This is a genomic window from Nocardioides jensenii JCM 1364 = NBRC 14755 (assembly GCF_001552535.1).
GTDB lineage: Bacteria > Actinomycetota > Actinomycetes > Propionibacteriales > Nocardioidaceae > Nocardioides > Nocardioides jensenii.
Genome location: NZ_BCRJ01000108.1, coordinates 1 through 22,497, shown reverse-complemented (window position 1 = coordinate 22,497; position 22,497 = coordinate 1). Strand labels below are relative to the sequence as shown.

The window sequence follows — 22,497 nt, the reverse complement described above, 5'->3', positions numbered from 1 at the left end:
CAGGTCGGCGTACCGTACTGGACATGCCTGCCTCCGTGCTCGCGCCCTACGTCGCCTCGCTCGCGGCGTACGACGTGACCACGCCGGAACCCGGCATCCATCGCGGGCTCCCGTCACCGACGCTGACCTTCGTGCTGCCCGTCGACGAGCCCCTGGAGGTGTCATGGGCGGGGGAGCCCGGGTCACGGACCAGTGGCTGGTCGTCGGTGTCCGGCCTGCACGACCGTCCGGCCCACATCCACCACGGCCGTCGCCAGGCGGGAGTCCAGCTCGCGCTCACCCCTCTGGGTGCGCGGGCCCTGCTGGGTGTGCCCCTCGGCGAGGTGGCGCGTGCGCTGACCGGGCTCGACGAGCTCGGCTCCGACCTGCCGCTCGTCCTGCGCCGGCTCCCTGAGCAGGTGAACGGACTGGCGGACGCACGTGACCGGGTCCGTCTGGTCGAACGCAGCCTGGTCGAGGCACTGGTCGCCACCGAAGCGCCTGCGCCCCGCGCCGAGGTCGGGCACGCGCTGGCCCGGCTGACCCGTGGGATCGCGGTGCACGACGTGGCCGAGGAGACCGGCTGCTCGAGGCGACACCTGACCACCATGTTCAGGGCCGAGTGCGGTGTGACGCCGAAGACGTTCCAGCGGATCGCACGGTTCGCGACCAGCCGGCAGCGGTGGGCCGACAGGCTGGCCGCGGGCGACGGGTCCCTCGCTGATCTTGCTGCCGGGTGTGGCTACGCAGACCAGTCGCACCTCACCCGTGAGTGGAACGCACTGGCCGGGTGCACGCCGACGACGTGGGCCCGTGAGGAGTTCCCATTCGTCCAAGACGCCGTGGTGGACCAGTTGGGAACCTGAGACTCCACAAGAACCGAGGAGACAGCGATGACCACAGCGGCAGACATCAAGCACTGGCAGACCCTGACCGTGCGCGACCCCGAGGCGATGATGAGGTGGCTCGGCTCCATCGGCTTCACCGAGCACGCGACCTACCGCGACGAGAAGGACCCGACGACGGTGGTCCACGCCGAGTGGGTGCTGGCCGATGGCGGCGGGATCATGTTCGGCTCGGTGCGTGACGACGCCGTGGGCTCCTCCGGACCCGGCACCGCGGCCTGCTACCTCGTCACCGACGATCCCGATGCCGTGTTCGACGCGGCGGTCGCCGCCGGCGCGAGCGTCGTACGACCCATGGTCGACCAGGACTACGGCGGCCGCGGTGGCACGGTGGGCGACCCCGAGGGCAACCAGTGGTCCTTCGGGAACTACCAGCCGCACTGAGGACACGGCGCGTCGTCTCGACCACCATGGCCTAGCCTGTGCGGGCAAGGACCCAGACCAGAGAGGACGTCATCGTGGCAGTACGAGCCGTGCGTGGAGCCACGCAGCTCGAGGAGGACGTCCGCGAGCACATGCTCGAGCGGGTGGCCGAGATGGTCCAGGACGTCATGGAGTCCAACGGGCTCGAGATCGACGACTTCATCTCGGTGATCTTCACCGCGACCGACGACCTGAAGTCCGAGTTTCCCGCCTACGCGGCACGGCGCCTCGGTTTCGGTGCGGTGCCGCTGATCTGCGCTCGCGAACTCGAGATCGGCAACTCCATGCCTCGGGTGGTGCGGATGATGGCCCACATCGAGACAGACCTGCCGCGTGCCGACATCACCCACGTCTACCTGCACGGCGCGGCCAACCTGCGGCGCGACCTGACCCGGGTGCGCGAGGTGCCCGACGACCAGTCCGGTGCGGATGCCTGAGCTGCACGGGCCGGTCCTGGTGATCGGCGCCGGGCTGCTGGGCACCTCGGTGGCGCTGGCCTGTCGTGCGGCGGGGCTCGAGGTGTTCCTGGCCGACACGGCATCGGAGCATCTGCGCACCGCCAGCGGCCTGGGCGCCGGTGTCGTGCACCGGGGTGAGCCGGTCCAACTGGTCGTCGTGGCCGTCCCGCCCGACCACCTGGGTGAGCTCGTGGCCCAGGCACTGGCCGACACGGACGCGGTGGTGACTGACGTCGGCAGCATCAAGTCCCAACCCCTCGCCGAAGTGCGGGCCGCGGCGCCCGACGACGTACGCCGCTACGTCGGCAGCCACCCGATGGCGGGCAGTGAGCGCTCCGGACCCTTGGCCGCCACGGCCACCCTGTTCCAGGGTCGGCCCTGGGCGATCGCCGTGCACGACCAGGCCGACGACAACGCCGTGGCCGTGGTCCGGGCGCTGGTCGAGACCTGTGGGGGAGTGCCGCTCGTGCTCACCCCGGAGGAGCACGACGCGGCGGTCGCTCGCACCTCCCACCTGCCCCACCTGATGGCCTCGCTGGTCGCCGGGCGACTGGCCCACGCGCCCGAGGGCCACCTGGCCATGTCGGGCCAGGGTGTGCGTGACGTCACCCGGATCGCGGCCAGTGACCCGCGGCTGTGGCAACAGATCATCAGCGCCAACTCGACCGCTGTCCTGGCCCTCATCGAGGAGGTCCAGGGGCGTCTGGGTGCCTTCCGTGATGCCATCGAGTCAGGGGAGCGGGTTGCCCTGGGCGAGCTGCTGTCCGAAGGTGTGGCCGGCACCCGGGCGATTCCGGGCAAGCACGGCGGCCCACCACGACCCACCTCCAGCCTGTACGTCGCCGTGCCCGACCACCCGGGCGAGCTGGCGCGGCTGTTCGCAGACGCCGGCGAGATCGGCGTGAACATCGAGGACATCCACATCGACCACGACCCGGGGCGTCCTGTCGGGCTGGTCGAGCTCGTCGTTGCCGTCGAGCGCTCGGACCACCTGGCGGGGGCCCTTGGCGAACGCGGCTGGGACGTTCACCGATAGCCCTCGTGGCGCCTGTGAACGGTAGGCTGCTCTCCGGCCGTATTTGACCAGCAGGAGGCAGGAAGCCCGTGAGCAGCAACGTCGTCGTCGCGATCGACGGTCCCTCCGGGTCGGGCAAGTCGAGCACCTCTCGTGGCGCGGCGGCCCGGTTGAACCTGCGCTACCTCGACACCGGGGCGATGTTCCGGGCGATGACCTGGTGGATGCTCGAGAACGGTGTCGACGTCCACGATGCCCAGGCGGTGGCCGACCACGCCTCCGCACCGCGCATCGAGTCGGGCACGAACCCGCTCGCACCGACCATCACCGTCGACGGCACCGACGTGGCCGTGGGCATCCGCGGTGACGCCGTCACCGGCGCGGTCAGCCCGGTCAGTGCGGTCCCCGAGGTGCGGGCCCGGCTGCTGGAGCTCCAGCGCGAGGTGATCGGCGACGGCGGCATCGTCGTCGAGGGCCGCGACATCGGATCCGTGGTGTGGCCCCAGGCCGAGGTGAAGCTCTATCTCACCGCGGACCCCGCTGCCCGGGCGATGCGTCGTGCGGCTGAGGAGGGTGGCTCCGACGTGGCGGCCACCGAGCAGTCGTTGCTGGCCCGCGACAAGATCGACTCCGGCCGGAAGACCGCGCCGCTGGTGATGGCAGACGGTGCGCACCACATCGACACCACGCCGTACACGCTCGAAGAGGTGATCAATCAGGTGGTCGCTCTGGTGAGCACCGCCCGGGAAGGGGAGTGATGGCACGCCCACTTCCCGACACCGACGGGGTGGAGCTGCCCCGGACCCTCATGCTGCACGGCCTGCGGCCCCTCGCTCGCTTCCTGATCCGTCGCCGCTTCCACGTGCGGGTGCACAACGCGGACCTGGTGCCCGCCTCCGGGCCGGTGATCGTCGCGAGCAACCACGTGGGTGTCGTCGACGGTCCGCTGCTGGCCATCTTCGGCCCGCGGCCGGTGCACGCCCTGACCAAGGTCGAGATGTTCGAGGGCAAGCTCGGTGGCTTCCTCCGCGGTGCGGGCCAGATCCCGTTGAACCGCTTCGCCGCCGACCCGTCGGCGATGAAGGCGTGCCTGGCCGTGCTGCGCGACGGGCGTGCCGCGGGCGTCTTCCCCGAAGGCACCCGCGGACCCGGCGACTTCCGCCGCTTCCACGCCGGGGCGGCGTACCTCGGGCTGGTCTCGGGTGCGCCGATCGTGCCGGTGAGCATGATCGGCACCCGCGAACCCGGCGCCGGCAGCAACGCCCTGCCGCCCCGGCGCAGCACGGTCGACATCGTGTACGGCCAGCCGTACCGGTTCGAGCAGACGCCGTGGCCACGCACCCGGGAACAAGTGAGGCACTCGGCGTTGTTGTTGCGGGAGCACATGATCGCCCGGCTTGACGAAGCGCTGGCCCTCACCGGCCGGCAACTCCCCGGGCCCCTGCCCGTGGGGCAGCAGAACATCGACGACGACCCGCACACCGGTGTGGTCGAACAAGGAGCATGATGAGCGAGTACGACGCGCCGGGCGGCATCGTCCCGGAGACCGATCCTGAAATGCTGGGACCGGTGCCGGTGCTCGCCGTGGTCGGGCGCCCCAACGTCGGCAAGTCCACCCTGGTCAACCGCATCATCGGCCGTCGTGAGGCCGTCGTCGAGGACCGTCCGGGTGTCACCCGCGACCGGGTCTCCTACGACGCCTCCTGGAACGGTCGCGCGTTCACGGTCGTCGACACCGGCGGCTGGGATCCCGACGCCAAGGGGCTGGCCGAGCGAATCGCGGGACAGGCCGAGATCGCGGTCTCGCTGGCCGACGCCGTGCTCTTCGTGGTCGACGCGACGGTCGGCATCACCGACTCCGACGAGGCCGTGGTGAAGATCCTGCGCAAGTCGAAGAAGCCGGTCGTGCTGGCCGCCAACAAGGTGGACGACCAGCGCACCGAGGCCGAGGCGTTCGGCCTCTGGAACCTCGGGCTGGGCGAGCCCTACCCGGTCTCGGCGATCCACGGGCGCGGTTCGGGCGACCTGCTCGACGCGGTGCTCGAGGCCCTGCCCGAGACTCCCGAGGAGTCGTACGGCGAGGTCGGCGGCCCGCGCCGCATCGCACTGGTCGGCAAGCCCAACGTCGGCAAGTCCTCCCTGCTCAACAAGCTCGCCGGCGAGGACAGGGTGGTCGTCGACAACGTCGCCGGCACCACAGTCGACCCGGTCGACGAGCTGATCAGCCTGGGCGGCAAGGACTGGCGCTTCATCGACACCGCCGGCATCCGCAAGCGGGTCAAGGAAGCGTCGGGCCACGAGTACTACGCGTCCCTGCGCACCGCCTCCGCGATCGAGCGGGCCGAGGTCGCCGTCCTGGTGGTCGACGGGTCGCAGAGCCTGTCCGAGCAGGACATCCGCATCATCCAGACCGTCCGCGAGACCGGGCGTGCCCTGGTGATCGCGTTCAACAAGTGGGACCTCGTCGATGAGGAGCGTCGCTACTACCTCGACCGCGAGATCGACCGTGAGCTGGTGCAGGTGCAGTGGGCGCCGCGGATCAACATCACCGCGCGCACCGGCTGGCACATCGACCGGCTCGTGCCGGCCCTGGAGCGCGCGCTGGAGGGCTGGGAGACCCGGGTCACCACCGGCCAGCTCAACACGTTCCTCGGTCGCCTGGTCGCCGAGCACCCGCACCCGGTGCGCGGCGGCAAGCAGCCCAAGATCCTCTTCGGCACGCAGGCGCAGACCGCGCCGCCCACGTTCATCCTCTTCACCAGCGGCAAGCTGGACGCCGGCTACGAGCGCTACATCGAGCGTCGCCTGCGTGAGGAGTTCGGCTTCGTCGGTACGCCGATCGAGCTGTCCGTGCGACCTCGCGAGAAGCGCAAGCGCTGATCGTCTCACCGCCTCACATGCCGGGCAGGTAGCCCGTCACCTGGTCGACCTGGGCGGCGCCGACGATGAACGCGTTGCCGTCAAGCTGAGCCTCACTGACTCCGGGCGCCGCCGGCAACCCGGACTTGGCGTTGACCAACCCGTTGAGCAGCCCGAGTGGGCCGCAGCCGGTGGCACCCGGGACCGCGAAGGTGTTGTCGACGAGTCGTTGACCCTTGAGCTCGAGCACGGTCACGCCCAGGTCCGGAGCGGTGACGGTGCCGTTGGCGCCGGTGATCGGCGCGACGCCCTGCGGGGGAGTCGTGGTGCCGCTGGTCAGGTGGAGCGTGAACGGCGCGTCCGGCGTACCGATCGTGCAGGTCTTGCCGAGCAGGTTGTTCTTGAGCTCGACGTAGACCGGTAGCCCCATCTCGAGGTTGGCGCCGAGCTTGAACGTGGGGGTGCCGGCCAGGTGCACGATTGCCTTGATGTCGGTGACCCCGGGCAGCAGACCCTCGAGCTGAGCGACACCGAGCACGCCGCCCGGGACGTCCTGGTCGGGCCCGGAGAGGGTCATGCCGTCGTTGGCGAGCACGAAAGCGGACCCGGTCGGGGTGATGCCCAGGCCGCCCTGGACGTTGACGCCCTCGGTCAGGGTCACGACGGTGGAGCCGAGCTTGAAGGTGCCACCGCGTCCCACGGAGGCGATGCACGTGGCCGTGGTCGCTCCGGTGCCGGGGTTCGTGACGACACCGACCGGGCAGTACGCGAACGGGTCCGGATGGAGGTCGCCGTCGTCAGCCTGGGCAGCGGGTGCACCGGACAGCGTCGTGGTCATCGCGAGTGCGACGGCGGCCACGGCGTACGACGTACGTCGGCGCAGGGTGGAGCGTCTGATCGAGCGCATGAGGAGGGTCCTTCCCGAGGTGAATGGTTGACACCACTGGGCCTGGCGCTCGAGACCCTCCCGTGCTGCAAGCGAAAGTCCAATGGCTAGGAATTGGCTTAGCAGTTGCAGATTCAAAGTGTCAATGCAACTGCCCTGTTCAGGCGCGGACCCTGATTCCGTGTTCCCCGCCCGGCTGCGGTAGGGTTCCACTCGCTCCACCGGACATGGTCTGGGGAGCATCGGGCTGTAGCGCAGCTTGGTAGCGCACTTGACTGGGGGTCAAGGGGTCGCAGGTTCAAATCCTGTCAGCCCGACCGAAAAGTAGCCCCTGACCTGCGGAAACGCAGGTCAGGGGCAAACTGATATTTTGAGCCATTCCGGCTTATGCCCCGCTTTGTGAACCAAAAACCTTCGCGCTGGTGACCCACTTTGGCACCGGTTGGGCGGCGACATCCGGGCCAGCGGATGCCGCGTAGGGCTCGAAACGGTGCGATGACGTCGGTCGTTCGACGTGGGCGTCGTGGCCTTGCAGGCGAAGGACTGAAGGATGTGCGTCACTTCCGGAGTGTTTGGGTCGTTCTCGATGTAGAACTCTTTGGTGATCGCGTCTGAGGAGTGGCCGATGATGCAGGCCGCGGTGTCCGAGTCGACCAGGCGGTCGATCAAGGTTGTGACGGTCTTGCGGAAGGTGTGCGGCGCCACCCACTCGAAGTTGGTGTCTGCTCTGATGGTGCGCCACCGCCGCTCGATGTTGCCGACGTGGTGCCAGGTGCCGTTGCGTGTGGCGAATACCGCGTTGTAGTGATGAGGGTTGTTGCTCGATGCGACGTCTCATCAGCACGTCGACCGCGAACGGCGGCAGCGCGACGGTGCGTTTGGAAGGGTCCGACTTCGTTATGGGCTTCCGGCAGGTGCCCCTTCCGGTTTCTGCCAGCTCTGTGCTGGCGTCCTACTCGGTGGACATCGACTCGCGCTTCCCGCTCTCCGAGGGGGCCGAGGCACACCGGCGCAGCGAGGGTGGTCATCTGCGCGGGAAGATCGTCCCCGGGCCTTGAGCTGGTGACTCGATCAGATAGGTAGGCTCCCCGCATGAGCCTCGACCCGGGAATCGCCTCGCTGCTCGACTTCATCAACCAGGTCGGCTATCCGCCGATGCACGCCGGCACGGCCGAGGATGCGCGCAAGGGCTTCGCGGCCCTGGCCGCCTCGTCGATCGGACCAGACGGACCCGTCCCGGTCGCGTCTGTCTCGGCAACGGAGATCGAGGGCCTGCGGGCGCGGGTCTACCGCCCGAACGTCGAGTGTCCGATCCCGACGGTGCTCTTCTTCCACGGCGGCGGGTTCGTGATCGGCTCGCTCGACACCCACGACAATGCCTGTCGCCGGCTCTGCGTGGACACCGCGTCGGTCGTGGTGTCGGTGGACTACCGCCTCGCGCCGGAGCACCCGTTCCCGGCCGCGGCCTCCGACGCGGTCGCTGCCGCCACGGCCGTGGCCGCATCCCTCGACTCGTACGGCGGCTCGTCGGTGCTCGGCGTCGCCGGGGACAGTGCCGGCGGGAATCTGTCCGCGCTCGTCGCCCAGAGCGTGCCCGGCATCGCCGCGCAGCTGCTGATCTATCCGGTCGTCGACATGCTCGGCTCCTACGAGTCCCGGACCTCGAACGCCGAGGGTTACTTTCTGGACATGAAGACGATGGCCTGGTTCTTCACCACCTACGCAACGGGGAGCGAGATCGGCCCCGACGACGTGCGCCATTCGCCGCTGCACGGCGTACGCGAGGGGCTGCCCCCGGCCGTCGTGGTCACCGCTGAGTTCGACCCGCTGCGCGACGAGGGCCTGGCCTACGCCGCCGCCTTGGCCGCGGCCGGCGTACCTGTGGACTCGCTGCAGTGCGACGGCATGGTCCACGGCTTCCTCGACATGGGGACCTTCTCATCGGCCGCCGCCGACTACGTGGCCGACATGAACCGGCGCTTCGGTGTGCTGCTGCACTGAGGCCGTGTCGTATCGTGGATCCCACGAAGACTCAGCCCTGATCCCACCGATACCGATTTTGGCAGCTTGATCTTCTGGGTGTGTGTTAGCGATCTGCGCGTAGGCGCAGTCGATCGGCCCGGTCGGGATCCGGGCCTCCACTGGGGGCATTTTGGTCCCGAACGGGCGTCGTGGGGCGATGTTCAGGTCGTGGCGATGGCTGGTGAGCTGGCCGCGGTGGCCCACAGCGTCTGCTAGGCCGTGGCCCATGGCCAGCTCTCGGGCAGATGCAGCACCAGCCGACGGCCGGTCGAAGGATCCGGACCGGGTGTTGCTGACCGGTTACGCAGGGTGGCTCACCGGATCCTCGCTGCTCCGGCAACGACGCCGGCCGTGCGGTCGACGTTGAACGCGATCACTGCGTGCGAGAGCCAGGCTGCGTTCGCGGCGTAGTTCCCGGACGAGGGACGGTGTCAGGAGAACGGTGTAAGTGGCTCGATACGCCACCCGGCTGGTTAGCGAGGAGGAGTCACTGATGACCGAAACACTGGCGCGTGAGCCCAATGAACACTGAGGATCGTGCTGCACGAGCCGTCCCTGGCCGCTACAGCTGTGGCCGGGCCGAGGGGGTCAGATGAGCCCGACGACCCGACCGATCTGGCTGAGCCTTCGGCCGAGGAGCTTCGCGATCGCACGGGAGCTGGTCCGCTCGGCCCGTGCCCTTGGGGTCGCGATGACCGGCCTGGTTGGGATGTTGAAGGCGCTGACCAGGACGGTGATCGTGACCGCTTTGCGCGAGGAGATGACCGAACACCTCGGATATGACAAGCATGAGGGAGCGGGAACTCCCACAACGGGGTCCGGACAAAGACGGTGCTGACCGACAACGTCGGCCCGGTCGCGATCGATGTGCCTGCCCGCTGCTTGAGGTGAACGCGGATTTCGCTGCGGCGACGAAGTTGGAGCGCCTTGAGATCTCCGATGCCCATGCCTACGCAGAGCTTGCCGCCTTCGTCGAGCTCGCGCTCGGTCGCTGAGGCGGACTGGTCGCCGACTTCGGCACCCTGCGAGTCGGGACTGGAGCGTCGCCAATGCACTTCGTCAACAACGATGTTGATTCATGTCAACGAAAGTGTTGACGACCGCTGCAAGTGCTCCTAGGCTGCCAACACGGCGTGACTGGGCTCACGCTGCGTTGACTCATCGGAGCGGAGCGGATTCGTGACTGCAGTAGTGATCAGTGGCCTCATCGTCGGGGTCCTCTACGCCATCGCCGGATTCGGCTTTGTGGTGGTGTACAGGACCTCGAAGGTCCTGAACTTCGCCATGGGCGGCATCGGTGCGGCCAGTGCCTACGCCGTCAGCGACCTGCTCGCGGCCGACATTCCCTACCCCGTGACCTTCCTGCTCGGCCTCGTTGTCGGCGGCTTGATCGGCGGCATCCTTGAGTTCACGGTGGCCCGTCCGCTCAAGGATCGACCGCACCTGACCATCGGGCTCGCCACCCTGGGTGCGTTGCTGGTCATCGAGGGACTGCTCGGCCTCCGGTACGGGTTCGCGCCTCGCGGTGTGCCGCAGCTCTTCACCGGCGGCCACTGGGGAGCTGGACACGTCGCACTGAGCTCCAACCAGCTCTTCATCGCCGTGTTGGGCGCTGCCGCGACTGTCGGACTCTTCCTGCTGGTCATGCGCACCCGCCTCGGCATCCAGATGCGCGCCGTCAGCTCGGGTCCGCTCACGGCCCAACTGCTCGGCGTGCGGGTGGCGCGGGTGCGGCTCTCGGCCTGGGTGCTCGGTGGCATGTACGGCGCCATCGCGGCGCTGCTGGTCACCCCGATGACCTATCTGGCGCCGGGGAGCTTCACCACCTTCCTGCTCACCGCCTTCGGTGCCGTGGTGCTCGGAGGCTTCACCAGCATCATCGGGGTGGTCATCGGTGCCATGTTCTTCGGTGTCGCGATCAACCTGCTGCTCAGCTATCTCGACTCGAGCCTGATCTCGACCTACACGTTCCTCCTGGTCGCCGTCGTGCTGGTGCTCTTCCCGAACGGCATCTTCGGCAAGCAGGAGCGTGAAGTGCCCGAGCCCTCGATCAAGCCACGCCGTGAGGACAGGGTGCTCCGTCGGGCGCCGCGCATCCGGCTCGAACTCGGTCCCCGGGCCCAGCTGGTCGGCTGGATCGCGCTGCTCGGGGTCGCCTCCGTCGTGCCGTTCCTGGTCACCGAGCGCTGGCTCTTCCTGCTCGCCACCGCGGTCGCGACGTACATCGGCATCCTCGGCCTGAACGTCTTGGCGGGCTACGCGGGCCAGATCTCCCTGGGCCACAGCGCCTTCCTGGCAATCGGTGCGTACACCGCGGCGATCGGCGTCGACAGGGGGCTCGACCCGTTGCTCTCCGTGGCCCTGGCGGCCGTGACCGGCGCCCTGGGCGGTGTCCTGCTCGGCCTGCCTGCCACCCGGCTGCACGGCATCTACCTGATGGTGCTCACCCTGATCTTCGCCTTCGCGATCCCGGAACTGATCCTCTTCTTCAAGGAGTACACCGGCGGCGCCAGCGGACTGCCATTGAACCGGCCCGAGGCGCTGGCGCCGACGTGGGCCATGTACTGGTTGATCCTCGGCGTGGCCACCGTTGTCACCATCGCCGTGGTGCTGGCGGTCCGGTCCCGCTTGGGCCGGTCGTGGATGGCAGTGCGTGACAGCGACGCTGGCGCCCGGTCGCTGGGGTTCAACCCCGCTCGGGTCAAACTCGGGGCATTCGCAGTCGGCTCCTCGCTCGCAGCCCTCGGTGGCGCCCTGGGCGGCATACTGGTCGGCTACGTCGGTGCCGAGAGCTATGGCGTCTTCGTGGCGATCTACGCCCTGCTCGCCGTCGTGCTCGGGGGTCTCGGTTCGGTCTTCGGAAGCCTGCTCGGTGCACTGTTCATCACCGTGGTCCCCGACGTCACCTCCGGCACAGGTGTTCCGCAGGACCTGATGTTCGGGGTGGTGCTACTGCTCGTCATCTACGTCGCACCCCGCGGCCTGGCAGGGCTCCTCTCGGGCGCCAGCCAGGCGGCAGTCGACGACGCCGACCCGGAGCTGGTCGAGGAGGCCGCCGCCGAGGCGGATCCGGACCCGGTCGTGAGCGCACCCCGCGCCCATGCGGCGCCGGACGTCGTCGACCCCGTGCTGGAGGTGCGCGGGATCACGGCCGGCTACGGCGTCGAACCGGTGCTCAAGGAGATCGACCTCATGGTCGGTCGCGGCGAGGTGGTTGCCCTGCTGGGCGCCAATGGTGCTGGCAAGTCCACCTTGTTGAGGGCCGTGTCGGGAATCATCCCCCTCGAGTCCGGTCGGATCGTGTGGGAGTCCGGCGAGCTCCCGCCCTGGCCCAAGCACTCCCCGTCCGTGGCAGCCCGTTCCGGCATCGGACACATCCCCGAGGGTCGAGGCATCTTTCCCGACCTCTCGGTCCGGGAGAACCTGGTGACCGGCTCGTTCGCCGGCAGCGGTTCGCTCGACGAGGAGGCGCTCCAGGGAGTCTTCGGCCACTTCCCGATCCTGGAGAGCCGTCTCGGTCAGCGTGCAGGCACGCTGAGTGGCGGCGAACAGCAGATGCTGGCGATCGCCCGGGCGTTGGTTGCCCGTCCCAAGCTGCTGATGCTCGATGAGCCCTCGTTGGGCCTCTCGCCGCTGATCTCGCAGCAGGTCTTCGAGATCCTCGGCGAGATCGCCAGATCGGGCGTCTCGATCCTGCTGGTCGAGCAGAACGCGCGGGCCAGCCTGCGCCTGGCTGACCGGGCCTATGTCCTGGGTCGCGGGAGGATCGTGCTCTCCGGGACTGCCCAAGAGGTGCAGGACGATCCGTTCCTACGTGGTTCCTACCTGGAGGTCGTGTGATGACGGAAGAACTGGCCCTCGAGATCAGCGACGTGTCGATCAACTTCGGCGGGATCCAGGCGCTGGACTCGGTGGAACTGGCCGTCGCCAAGGGTGCCCGGATCGGCCTGATCGGCCCCAACGGGGCCGGGAAGTCGACCCTGATCAACTGCGTCGCCGGCGACCTGCGGCCCGATACGGGGAGTGTTCGACTCTTCGGCGAGTCCATCTCGGGGGCCTCTGCGCCGTCCAGGGCCCGCCTCGGCATCTCGCGAACCTTCCAGAACCTCGAGCTGTTCAACGCGATGCCGGTGATAGACAACGTGACCGCCGCCCTGGATGTGCGCATCCGGGGCCGAGCGCGGGTCTCCGGCGCGCGGTCCCGGGCGCGAGAGGCCCTCGCCAGCTTCGGCATCGAGAAGTATGCGGACCTGCCGGCTGGCAGCCTGCCCTACGGCATCCGCAAGCTCGTCGAGCTCAGCCGGGCATTCGTCCGCGAGCCCGAGTTCCTGCTCCTGGACGAGCCGGTTGCCGGCCTGAGCCAGCCGGAGAAGTTCCTGATCACGTTGGTGGAGGGCCTGGACCGGCTGGGTTGCGCGGTCCTGCTCGTGGAGCACGACATGCCCACTGTGAAGTCGCTCTGTGAATACGTCTACGTGCTCGACACCGGCGCTCTGATCGCCCAGGGAACGTTTGCCGAGGTGGCCAGCGACGAACGGGTGGTCGCGGCATACCTGGGCGCGGAAGCCTGAGGCGGGGGCCATGCTCCGGTGCCTGTTCCGATGTACCTTTGATCCTGCGTCAACACATCTGTTGACAACCATGATGCAGGTCACATACCGTGCAAGAACTGCCGAGGAGGAAGCCTGATGGTTGAGGACAAGTACGACGTGATCGTGGTAGGCGCCGGGCTGGGTGGGATCCGTGCGGTCCACTCGTTCGACGAAGCTGGGTTCAAGGTCGTCGGCCTCGAAGCAGCCGCCGGCCCCGGCGGCGTCTGGTACTGGAACCGCTACCCGGGGGCCCGGTGCGACGTGGAGAGCTTCGACTACTCCTACGGGTTCTCCAAGGAGCTCGAGCAGCAGTGGCGCTGGAGTGAGCGCTACGCGACGCAGCCGGAGATCCTGCGCTACGTGGATCACGTCATGGAGCGCTTCGAGCTGGCACCGTTGTTCCGGTTCAACACCCGCGTCGAGTCGCTCACCTGGGATGACAACCGAGCAGAATGGACGGTCGTCACCGAACAGGGCCGGGAACTGGTCGGCACGCACGTGGTGATGGCGACCGGCCAGCTCTCGACCACCAAGGCTCCCCAGGTCGAGGGTGTCGACGACTTCGAGGGCCGCATCCTGCACACGGGCGAGTGGCCGCATGAAGAGGTCGACTTCTCAGGCAAGAGCGTCGGCATCATCGGCACCGGCTCCTCAGGCGTGCAACTGATCCCGATCGTCGCCCGGGCCGCCGACGATCTGTTGGTGTTCCAGCGGACCCCCACCTTCACCGTCCCGGCGAACAACCGTCCGATCAGTGACGAGGAGGATGCCCGGATCAAGGCCGACTACGAGAGTCGTCGGGAGACGGCGCGAATGTCGCCCAGTGGTCTCGGGTTCGACCCTGGCAAGGTCTCCGCGCTCGAGGTCTCCGACGAGGAGTTCCGTGCCCGGATGGAGGAGCAGTACGCCGTGGCAGGCTTCGGCTTCGCGCTCGCCTACCGTGACCTGCTCATCGATCAGGACGCCAACGACCGCGCTGCTGCCTTCCTGCGGGACAAGATCCGGGAGAAGGTCGACAATCCCGACCTGGCCGAGAAGCTGACCCCGCGCGGCTATCCCTTCGGCGCCAAGCGACCGGCCGTCGACAGTGGCTACTACGAGGCGTTCAACCGAGACAACGTCCACCTGGTCGATATCAGTGAGGCGCCGATCGAGCGGATCACCGCCACGGGGATCGTCGCCGGCGGGATCGAGCACGAACTCGACATCATCGTCTTCGCCACCGGCTTCGACGCCCTGACCGGGTCCCTGCTCCGACCCACGATCACCGGCCGCGGAGGAGTCACGCTCCGGGAGAAGTGGTCGGTCGGGCCGGTCACCTACCTGGGCCTGGGGACCCACGGATTCCCGAACCTGTTCATCATCTGTGGTCCGGGCAGCCCGTCTGTGCTGGCGAACGTGCTCCTCGGAATCGAGCAGCACGTGGACTGGCTGGTCGAACTGTTGGTCGCGGCCCGCAAGGACGACGTCACCCAGATAGAGGTGACCGCCATCGCGGAGAAGGAATGGGTCGAGCACGTCAACCAGCGTGCCGAGGAGACCCTCTACCCCAAGGCAGCGTCGTGGTACCTCGGAGCCGAAGTTCCGGGCAAGCCACGGGTCTTCATGCCCTACTCGGGAGGGATACGCGGCTATCGCCGCATCTGCAACCAGGTCGCTGACGCGGGCTACCAGGGCTTCGCCCTGACCCGTCCGGATGCTGACTCGGCAGCCAGTTGATCACCCCCTCCGACGCGTTGCGTCGGGCAACCGAAAGAGGAAGAATCATGAATGCACGCACCCGTTTCGGTGTCGGGGTGGCCGCCGCCGCCTCGACTCTGCTTGCCCTCTCTGCCTGTGGCGGCCTGGACAGTGAGTCCGACGACGGCGTCTCCGGCGACAAGGTGGTGACGGTCGGCGTCTCGTCCATCCAGAGTGGCCCGGCTGCCTCCTCCGGCCTGAGCATGAAGTGCACCGTCGAGGCCTACCTCGAGGCAGCCAACAAGGCTGGCGGGGTGAACGGATACACCTTCGAGGTGATCTCGCGCGACCACCAGTACGACCCCAGCAGGTCTGCCAACATCGCCCGCGAGTTCGTCGGCGACGGCATCTTCATCATGCTCACCGACGGCACCGCCACGATGAAGGCAGCCCTTCCGGCCCTCGAGCCCAAGAACATTCCCATCTTCGCCACTGCGGACGGCGCGGTGTTCACCCCGCCGGAATATGACCTGATGTTCGGCATCAACCCCGACTACGGCCGTGAGGCGGCTGGTGGGGCCAGGTTCATCATCGACGAACTCGGCGCCAAGAAGACCGCCATTGCCTACCTGAACTCCGAGGCCGGCGAGCCGGCAGCCGAGGCGTTCCCTGCATACATCGAGGCCAACGGGGGACAGGTCGTGGCCAGCGAGGCCATCGCCTCCACCAACATCGACTACACGGCCCAGGCGCAGAAGCTGAAGTCCTCCGGTGCCACTGTTGTCTACTCGTTCCTCCTCGACACAGGTCTCGCCGCGCTCCAGAAGGCAGCCGACAGCATTGGTTATGACCCGATCTGGGTGTCGTGGTTCCCGGCCTTCACCCCGAGCTACATGGAACTCGCCGGCGACCTTGCCGAGGGCACGTACGTCTCCCAGTTCGCCACCCCGCTGACCGAGACCAGTGACCCCGGGGTCTCCGAGTACCTCGAGGTCATGGAGCCGGCTTGCTCCGACTACGTCACTTCTCAGGCTGCGCAGTCCGCATCCAGCTTCGCAGCGGCCATCGTCGAAGGCGTGCGCGTCTCGACTGAGGGCGACAAGGAACTGGACCGCGAAGCCTTCGCCGCGGCGATCGAGGGCACCGACCAGCCATTCGGCCTGACTCCGTCGGTCACCTGGGATGACACCACGCACGCCGGTGCCACCAAGTCCGCGATGTACCAGGTCAAGGGCGGGAAGCTCGAGGTCCAGACTGAGTACGAACTGCTGCCGGAGACGAAATGACGGGCCTGAGCGTCGATCACAGACACCCCGAACGGGTGCCCGAACCCAAGGAGGACTACATGCGTGCCTCGGTCGCCGATCGCCGCGCGGGCTTGGAGCAGCACTTCGCACCCTGGCAGGAACGTCGCCTGGAGCAGGTGCTCGACCACGTGGTCGAGCGGATGCCCAACCGGCCATTCGTGGTCACTGACGACCGCACCTGGAGCTATGCCGACATCCAGGACTGGTCCCGCCAGATCGCCCGCGGCCTCGTCGCCGCGGGCGTCCGGCCCGGCGACCGGGTGGGGCTGGTGATGGGCAACTTCCCGGAGTTCGTGGCCGTCAAGTACGCAATCGCCCGGGCTGGTGCCACGACGGTTCCGATCAACTTCCTCAACCGTCGTGACGAGCTCGGCTACGTGCTGCGCCAGTCCGGCACGTCGGTCCTGGTCACCATGGACAGCTTCCGTGGGCTGGACTACCTAGACTACCTCGACGAGCTGGAGCCCGGCTGGGAGGGCGGGGCCGGTCGACACCTCGGAGACTTGCGAAGAGTCTTCGTGTTCGCCACCGGGCAGGCCCGTCGTGACGGTGCGGACTACTTGGAGGACTTGATCGAGCTGGGCCGTGGCACCGCGCTTCCGGAGACGATGCCCGGCCCTGAGCAGCCGTCCGACATCCTCTACACATCGGGGACGACTGGTAGTCCGAAGGGCGTCCTGCTCACCCACGACATGCTCACGCGTACGGCGTACGGAAGTGCTTACTCGCGTGCCTTCGCCGATGGTCAGCGGGTGACCTTCTCATTGCCGATGTACCACGTCTACGGGTACGTAGAGGGAATGCTTGCCGTCGTCTACGCGGGCGGCTGCATCATCCCCCAGCTCACCTTCGACGCCGGGGAGACGCTGCGTGCGATCGTCGAGCACGAGGCTGATGACGTGCTGCTGATCCCCACGATGACGATGTCGCTGATCGATGAGCTGGAGGCGCGGCCGCGGGAACTGCCGAGCCTCACCACGATGATCTCCTCGGGTGGCTACTCACCTCCGTGGATATGGGACAAGATCCGGGAGATCTTCGGCCAGATCGAGCTCACCACGGGCTACGGGATGAGCGAGACCACGGCCACCACCACGCTCACCGAGCCGGGCGGGCCCGACGAGCGGCTGCACCACACCAACGGTCGGATGCGTCCGGCAGGTGCCGCCGCCGACCCGGAGATCGGTGGACAGCTGGTGCAGTACCGGTTGGTCGACCAGGAGACCGGTGCGGACGTCGGCCAGGGTGAGGTCGGCGAACTGGTCGCGCGGGGCCTCGGCATCACGCCGGGTTACTTCCGCAAGCCGGACGAGACCGAGGCTGCCTTCCGCCACGGCTGGTTCCACTCCGGAGACCTGGCCACGATCGACGAGGAGGGCTTCATCAGCCTGGTCGGTCGCGCCAAGGACCTCTACCGTTGCGGCGGCGAGCAGGTCGTTCCCAAGGAGATCGAGGACGTCCTCGTCGGCCACCCAGCCGTCCTGCAGGCCCACATCGTGCCGCTGCTGGACGACCGGATGGGCGAGGTGGGCGTTGCCTGGGTCGTCCTTCGCGGGGGCCACACGGTCGACGCCGAAGAGCTGCGCGCCTGGTGCTCGGAGCGGCTGGCCAAGTTCAAGGTGCCGCGCCACGTCCGGATCATCGCCATCGACGAGGTCCCGGTGACCCCCAGCGGTCGTCCGCGGAAGTTCCTCCTCGCAAAGCGGGCCAGTGAGGAGCTCGGCCGCCAGGTCTGAGCAACGAGCACGAAGGAGGGGCTGGACAGATCATCTGTCCAGCCCCTCCTTCGTTGTTTGAGCGGTCGGCGTAGGGCCGACCAGGCTCAGTCCCGCGCGCGGAGCACGATCGATGCCCCGTTCGCGCCGAGTCCGAGGACTGCGCTGACGCCCACCCGGGCGTCGGGGACCTGTCGTTCGGCGCCCTGACCGCGCATCTGCCAGGTGAGCTCGCAGACCTGGAGCACGCCCTGTGCGGTGGTGGCCTCGCCGAAGGAGAGGAACCCACCACTGGGGTTGATCGGCAGTTTGCCGCCGATCCCGAGCTCGTCGTGCTCAAGCATCCAGTCGGCCTCGCCGGGCTCCAGGAAGCCGAACTGCTCGGGCCAGGCGAGCACGTGCCACGCGGTGTTGTCGGCCAGTTCGATCAGGTCGACGTCCTTGCGCTCCACGCCTGCCTGGGCGAGGGCGGCCTCGACGGCTCCGGCAACCTCGCTGGTCGAGGGGGGCCGAAGGTCTTCGGACACCACGTTCTGCGAAATCGTGGGGACCCGGATGGACGGGTCGCCGAACTGGCCGGTGGCAATGGCGGAGCCGGCCACTTCGACCAGCGGGACGCCCAGTCGTCGGGCCGCCTCCTCGGACCCGAGGATCACCGCAGCAGCGCCGTCCGAGACGGCACAGATCTCCAGCAGGTGCAGGGGGTCGCACACGTTCGGGGAGGCGAGTACGGCGCCCACCGTGCACGGGGCCCGGTAGCGCGCCAGCGGGTTCCTGGTGCCGTTCTCGTGCATCAGCACCGATGCCTTGGCATAGGTCTCGCGGGCGGTGCCGTGCTCGTGCATCCGGCGCCTGGCCTCGAGTGCCCAGTAGACCGGGTTCGAGGCGCCGATACCGACCCAGCGCAGGTAGTCGGAGTCTGAAATGTCGTCGGCCGCGCCCGGGGGGCGGGGGATGAAGCCCTTGGGCATCCGCTCGGCTCCGATGGCGGCGACGACCTCCTTCTCGCCACTGGCCACGGACTGCGCTGCGGAGTGGACCGCGATTCCGCCGGCGGCGCAACCGCCGCCCACGTTGGTGGCCGAGGCGCCGCTCTCGCAGCTGGCCTGGAGGATCTCGTTGGCGTGCAGTCCCCAGCCCATGCCGCCCTCGAACCGGCTGCTGGCCGCGACGAGGTGCTCGATGTCGGCGAGCTTGACGCCGGCATCCGCGGCCGCCCGCGCCAGGGTCTCGGTGGCCATCTGGAGTTGGGGCTTGTTCGGGAACTTGCCCCAGGTGTGGGCGGCAACCCCGAGGACGAAGACGGGCCTCACTGGCTTGCTCCTGTCGTCGACTCCGTCGCTGGACGGAATGCATAGGTAATGACCTCGCGCTGCTGCTCGTCGAGGTAGAGGGGTGTGGTGGTCAGTTCGACCTCCATGTCCATCTCGGCGTCGTCGTATGCGACGCCGACGACGAGTGCGAGGAGACGGACCTGCTCGGGCAGTTCGACCAGGCCGATGACGTGGTTCTCCCACGGCTCCATCCGGAACGGTGCGGGAGGCAGGTAGCTCTGCAGGGTGATGCTGTGGAGGCGGCCCCTGTGGCTGAGCTCGACGGGCTCGGTCGCCTGTCCCGGCTCGGGGCACCGGGGGTTGCGACACAGTGCCGCCTGCGGGAAGTAGTGGGTGCTGCAGGCGGTGCAGTTGCTGCCGAGGAGGCGTGGCCCATCGGTCGTCGTCGACATCAGTCCGTCGACGACGTGGACCTGTTCGGTGGTGTTCACGAGTGCACCCGTCCTCAGAGCGACATGATGTCGCGGGTCTCGGTTAAGTACGTCGTACCGTTCTCGACGTCGGTCACGGTCACCTCGTGGCGCACATAGCGGCGGTCCCTCTTGACGTACTTGTCGATCGCGACGGCTGAGATCCGCACGGTTGCACCGACCGGGATCGGCGCGTGGATGCGGGAGTCGTGGAAGGTGTGGATCGAGCCCACGGCGAACGGCTTCGTGTGGTCGAACTGCACCGAGAGCACGAAGTGCGAGACCAGCATCGGCGGCACGATGGCGCCGCCGAAGGGCGACGTGCCGTCCTTGTGCCAGATGTTCATCGCCCAGCCCTCGTACCAAGGGTTGTACTCCTCGACGCCATCGGCGTACATGATCACCAACTCCGGGCTGAGGTGCAGGTCGCGGCTCAGCTCGTCGCCGACCTCGACCATGTCCCAGTAGGGCGTCGAGGATTCGGCGAGGCCGTTGACGAAGGCCCGGGTCTGCTCGGCCTGGATGGGTGTCATCGGCTTCAGGGCGTCTGTCCGGACAGGGGTGGTGGTCATCTCTCGGTGTTCCTCTCGATCAGTCTTGTGGGGAGGTGCGGAGTCAGCGGTCGACATCGACCTCGACCTCGCCGGCGGTCTTCTTCTCGCCGTCCTGGTTCTGGGCCCAGATGTCGACGGTGAAGCGCACCCCGCGCTCGGTGGGGGTCTTCTCCGTGATCACGCCGTGAGTCGAGATGACCTCGCCGGCGAGGGTCGCCGAGATGTACTTGCAGGCGATCCGGGAGTTGATGAAGAAGTACTTGCCGAAGTGGTTCACGCACATCTCGGCTAGGTAGGCGCTCGACATCTCACCGGTCTGGATTGGGGCGGCAAGGCCGGCGTTCGCGGCGTACTCCGGGTCCCAGTGGTTGGGGTTGAAGCGTCCCCAGACCCGCGAGCCCATCAATTGGATGGTGGCGACCTTCTGGACGCCCTCGAGTTCGTGACCGACGGGGGTGTCCACGGTGATGAGCCCGAGTTCGGGGTGCACCGGTCGGGTTGTTGTCGCACCGCTCATGTCTGGTCCTTTCAAGGAACTCTGGTTGGAATCAATACTGATGTTGACATCGGAGATTGTGCTCTGTCAACACCTCTGTTGACAGAGGGTGTCGGAACCTTCGCTGATGGGGGCGACTCAGTTGGGGGCGTCGCGGCGGCCGGTGAAGAGTCGATCAGTATGATTCGACGAGTGGACCAACGACAGACTGCAGCTAGATTCCCAGCCCGGGGTGGACAGGGGCGGTCCACTGGAACGCGTCGTCGCATCCAGGCGGTGGTCGAGCAGCAGTTGGCTCACAAACGGCTCGACGAGCTCCAGGTCAACGACATCGTCGCCGCCGCGAGGATCTCCAGGCCCACCTTCTATGCGCACTTCGACACGAAATACTCCGTGGTCGCCTCGGAAGTCGCCGAGATGGGCGCCGGGGTCTACGCGTTGTGGGCGCCGCTCTTCGAGAGTTCCGGGCTGATCGAGCCGGACGTGATCCTCGAGTGCGCCCGGGCGACGATCGCAGCCTGGCGGGAACGCGCCGCGCTGTGCATCGCCACCACCGAGGGCTGGCACACCAGTCCCGAGATCCACGATGCGTGGAACCCGGTGCTGCTGCGGTTCAACAGCGGCCTGCTCGACCGGCTCTCCCGCAGCGGCATCGAGGTGCCCAACCCTGAGGGGACTGCAGCTGCCCTGGTCGCCATGTTCGAGCGCTGCATGTATCTGACGGTGGCGGTCCCCGAGAGCTCGCTCTACGACCAGGACGAAGAACTGGCCGCTGTGATGGCCCGACTCTGGAGCCTGGCTCTCACACCCTAACCACCTCCGAGGCAGCCGGTCACGAGCCGTCCGGGACCAGCTCGGAGAAGCCTGGCATGACCTCAGACTGGAACAGCTCGAGCGAGCGACGTTCAGCCCGGACGTCCTCGGTAAGTTGGGAGTCGTACTTCGACATGAGGATCCCTCCGAAGCCACCGACAGTGTCATGCATGGCATGTAGCTTCTCGATGACGGTGCTCGGGGATCCGACGAGGAAATGGTTGCCCACCAGCCATTCGTGGTCGACGACGGAATCGTCATTCGGGTCAGCCTTCAGGTAGCTCGTCCAGCCAGCCGTCTCGGCGAGTTTCAGGGTCTTTCCCCAGAACGTGGCTGCTGTGCTTCGTAGGGCCCACTCACGTGCTGCGGCATCGGTCTCGGCGACGAACACGTCCCGAACGATGTTCCAGTCGTCCCTGTCGGTGGAGTTGCCGGCCTTCTGCAACGTCGGTGTAGGCATCCCTGTGCGTGTGCAGGTGGCTGTTCCCCAGCAGAATGCTGTTGAGTCGGAAGCCGTGATTGCCTGCCAGGCGAGCTGTGCTGCTGCCAGGCGAGACAGCGGAGATCGCCACCTTGGGGTGGGGCCGCGTGTACGGCTCAATGTGCGGGGAGCCGAGCGGCGGCATGGGTCCGCCGTTCTTGACGGTCCAGCACTGGCCGTCGTACTCCCACTCGTGACCGACGTGCTCGGTCCACAGCTTGATCAGGATCTCGACTGCCTCGGCAAACATCTCCCGATGAACACCTGAGGATGCGTCGAGGTTGAGGAGACCGAGGTCGACGGGCGAGATCCCAGCGGCCAGTCCGCAGATGTATCGGCCCTGTGCCATGTGGTCCAGTTGCATGACGCGGAACGCGAGAGCGGCAGGGTGGTAGTAGGGAATGACGTATCCGCCAGAGCACAGCGTGATCTGCGACGTGCGTTACAGGGCCTGCGCCACAACGATGTCGTGAGCCGGCCAGGGTTCCCAGGGGTCGGTCAAGTGCTCGCCGTACCAGGCCTCGTCGAAACCGAGCTCGTCGAGCACCTCGGTAGTGACGAGGCACTG

Annotated in this window: 23 protein-coding genes, 1 tRNA gene and 1 pseudogene; 17 read left to right on the top strand and 8 right to left on the bottom strand. The window is 67.6% G+C overall.

Annotated features, from left to right (window positions below; all coding sequences use genetic code 11):
* The first annotated feature begins 23 nt into the window (after positions 1–23).
* The 7 genes from NJ4_RS21160 to der all read left to right on the top strand — a co-directional run bounded on the left by NJ4_RS21160 (position 24) and on the right by der (position 5,660).
* Positions 24–845: a helix-turn-helix domain-containing protein gene (locus tag NJ4_RS21160; RefSeq protein WP_245644654.1), complete on the top strand. Its 822-nt coding sequence runs from the start codon at positions 24–26 to the stop codon at positions 843–845.
* Positions 846–872: 27 nt separating this feature from the next.
* The gene (locus NJ4_RS21155) at positions 873–1,268 is read left to right on the top strand and encodes a VOC family protein (RefSeq protein WP_067440078.1); all 396 of its coding nucleotides are present in this window, start codon (positions 873–875) and stop codon (positions 1,266–1,268) included.
* A 74-nt stretch (positions 1,269–1,342) separates the two neighbouring features.
* Entirely contained in the window at positions 1,343–1,744 is a 402-nt protein-coding gene (aroH, locus tag NJ4_RS21150) for a chorismate mutase (protein ID WP_067440075.1), read from the top strand.
* Positions 1,737–2,801: a prephenate dehydrogenase gene (locus tag NJ4_RS21145; protein ID WP_067440127.1), complete on the top strand. Its 1,065-nt coding sequence runs from the start codon at positions 1,737–1,739 to the stop codon at positions 2,799–2,801. The genes aroH and NJ4_RS21145 overlap by 8 nt, the downstream gene beginning before the upstream one ends.
* A gap of 68 nt (positions 2,802–2,869) precedes the next feature.
* Positions 2,870–3,538 carry a (d)CMP kinase gene (gene cmk, locus NJ4_RS21140; protein ID WP_067440072.1) on the top strand — a complete coding sequence of 223 codons (669 nt, stop codon included), beginning with the start codon at positions 2,870–2,872 and terminating at the stop codon, positions 3,536–3,538.
* Complete coding sequence (locus NJ4_RS21135; protein WP_067440070.1) at positions 3,538–4,287, top strand: lysophospholipid acyltransferase family protein; 750 nt, start codon at positions 3,538–3,540, stop codon at positions 4,285–4,287. Before cmk ends, NJ4_RS21135 begins: the two co-directional genes overlap by 1 nt.
* Positions 4,287–5,660: a ribosome biogenesis GTPase Der gene (der, locus tag NJ4_RS21130; protein ID WP_067440067.1), complete on the top strand. Its 1,374-nt coding sequence runs from the start codon at positions 4,287–4,289 to the stop codon at positions 5,658–5,660. Before NJ4_RS21135 ends, der begins: the two co-directional genes overlap by 1 nt.
* Positions 5,661–5,673: 13 nt before the next feature.
* On the opposite strand, the gene NJ4_RS21125 is transcribed toward der, so the two are convergent.
* Positions 5,674–6,546, bottom strand: a complete 873-nt coding sequence (locus tag NJ4_RS21125; protein WP_067440064.1) for a hypothetical protein — start codon at positions 6,544–6,546, stop codon at positions 5,674–5,676.
* A 222-nt stretch (positions 6,547–6,768) separates the two neighbouring features.
* Between NJ4_RS21125 and NJ4_RS21120 the strand changes: the two genes are divergently transcribed.
* Positions 6,769–6,842: transfer RNA gene (locus tag NJ4_RS21120), tRNA-Pro, on the top strand.
* Between the two features lie 34 nt (positions 6,843–6,876).
* Here the strand turns inward: NJ4_RS21120 and NJ4_RS26440 are convergent.
* Positions 6,877–7,230, bottom strand: coding sequence for a hypothetical protein (locus tag NJ4_RS26440; protein WP_217996944.1), 354 nt, complete (start codon positions 7,228–7,230; stop codon positions 6,877–6,879).
* Positions 7,231–7,349: 119 nt separating this feature from the next.
* Between NJ4_RS26440 and NJ4_RS21110 the strand changes: the two genes are divergently transcribed.
* From NJ4_RS21110 to NJ4_RS21075, 8 genes and pseudogenes are all read left to right on the top strand, one after another.
* Positions 7,350–7,583 carry a zinc-binding dehydrogenase gene (locus NJ4_RS21110; RefSeq protein WP_067440058.1) on the top strand — a complete coding sequence of 78 codons (234 nt, stop codon included), beginning with the start codon at positions 7,350–7,352 and terminating at the stop codon, positions 7,581–7,583.
* Between the two features lie 34 nt (positions 7,584–7,617).
* Entirely contained in the window at positions 7,618–8,526 is a 909-nt protein-coding gene (locus NJ4_RS21105) for an alpha/beta hydrolase (RefSeq protein ID WP_067440055.1), read from the top strand.
* 636 nt (positions 8,527–9,162) lie between these two features.
* Positions 9,163–9,420, top strand: a pseudogene (locus NJ4_RS26785) (transposase); the annotation flags it as partial.
* A gap of 306 nt (positions 9,421–9,726) precedes the next feature.
* Entirely contained in the window at positions 9,727–12,387 is a 2,661-nt protein-coding gene (locus NJ4_RS21095; RefSeq protein ID WP_082748985.1) for an ABC transporter permease subunit, read from the top strand.
* On the top strand, positions 12,387–13,118 hold the full coding sequence (locus NJ4_RS21090; protein WP_067440046.1) for an ABC transporter ATP-binding protein: 732 nt from the start codon (positions 12,387–12,389) through the stop codon (positions 13,116–13,118). The genes NJ4_RS21095 and NJ4_RS21090 overlap by 1 nt, the downstream gene beginning before the upstream one ends.
* Positions 13,119–13,235: 117 nt before the next feature.
* Complete coding sequence (locus tag NJ4_RS21085) at positions 13,236–14,858, top strand: flavin-containing monooxygenase (protein WP_067440044.1); 1,623 nt, start codon at positions 13,236–13,238, stop codon at positions 14,856–14,858.
* A gap of 47 nt (positions 14,859–14,905) precedes the next feature.
* The gene (locus NJ4_RS21080; RefSeq protein WP_067440041.1) at positions 14,906–16,105 is read left to right on the top strand and encodes an ABC transporter substrate-binding protein; all 1,200 of its coding nucleotides are present in this window, start codon (positions 14,906–14,908) and stop codon (positions 16,103–16,105) included.
* A 59-nt stretch (positions 16,106–16,164) separates the two neighbouring features.
* Entirely contained in the window at positions 16,165–17,862 is a 1,698-nt protein-coding gene (locus NJ4_RS21075) for a class I adenylate-forming enzyme family protein (protein ID WP_067440124.1), read from the top strand.
* A gap of 86 nt (positions 17,863–17,948) precedes the next feature.
* On the opposite strand, the gene NJ4_RS21070 is transcribed toward NJ4_RS21075, so the two are convergent.
* The 4 genes from NJ4_RS21070 to NJ4_RS21055 are packed head-to-tail and all read right to left on the bottom strand — an operon-like array spanning position 17,949 to position 20,656.
* On the bottom strand, positions 17,949–19,154 hold the full coding sequence (locus NJ4_RS21070) for a lipid-transfer protein (RefSeq protein ID WP_067440038.1): 1,206 nt from the start codon (positions 19,152–19,154) through the stop codon (positions 17,949–17,951).
* Positions 19,151–19,606: a Zn-ribbon domain-containing OB-fold protein gene (locus tag NJ4_RS21065; RefSeq protein WP_067440034.1), complete on the bottom strand. Its 456-nt coding sequence runs from the start codon at positions 19,604–19,606 to the stop codon at positions 19,151–19,153. Before NJ4_RS21065 ends, NJ4_RS21070 begins: the two co-directional genes overlap by 4 nt.
* 14 nt (positions 19,607–19,620) lie before the next feature.
* The gene (locus NJ4_RS21060; RefSeq protein WP_067440031.1) at positions 19,621–20,157 is read right to left on the bottom strand and encodes a MaoC family dehydratase; all 537 of its coding nucleotides are present in this window, start codon (positions 20,155–20,157) and stop codon (positions 19,621–19,623) included.
* 43 nt (positions 20,158–20,200) lie between these two features.
* Positions 20,201–20,656 carry a MaoC family dehydratase gene (locus NJ4_RS21055; RefSeq protein WP_067440027.1) on the bottom strand — a complete coding sequence of 152 codons (456 nt, stop codon included), beginning with the start codon at positions 20,654–20,656 and terminating at the stop codon, positions 20,201–20,203.
* Positions 20,657–20,911: 255 nt separating this feature from the next.
* Here NJ4_RS21055 and NJ4_RS21050 point away from each other — a divergent pair, with 255 nt between their 5' ends.
* The gene (locus NJ4_RS21050) at positions 20,912–21,448 is read left to right on the top strand and encodes a TetR/AcrR family transcriptional regulator (RefSeq protein ID WP_067440025.1); all 537 of its coding nucleotides are present in this window, start codon (positions 20,912–20,914) and stop codon (positions 21,446–21,448) included.
* Positions 21,449–21,467: 19 nt separating this feature from the next.
* On the opposite strand, the gene NJ4_RS21045 is transcribed toward NJ4_RS21050, so the two are convergent.
* Together NJ4_RS21045 and NJ4_RS21040 are read right to left on the bottom strand one after the other, a co-directional pair.
* On the bottom strand, positions 21,468–21,839 hold the full coding sequence (locus NJ4_RS21045) for a hypothetical protein (protein WP_067440022.1): 372 nt from the start codon (positions 21,837–21,839) through the stop codon (positions 21,468–21,470).
* Positions 21,805–22,359 (bottom strand): LLM class flavin-dependent oxidoreductase, encoded by a 555-nt coding sequence (locus NJ4_RS21040; RefSeq protein ID WP_082748981.1) that lies wholly within the window; start codon positions 22,357–22,359, stop codon positions 21,805–21,807. Before NJ4_RS21040 ends, NJ4_RS21045 begins: the two co-directional genes overlap by 35 nt.
* Positions 22,360–22,497: the final 138 nt, after the last annotated feature.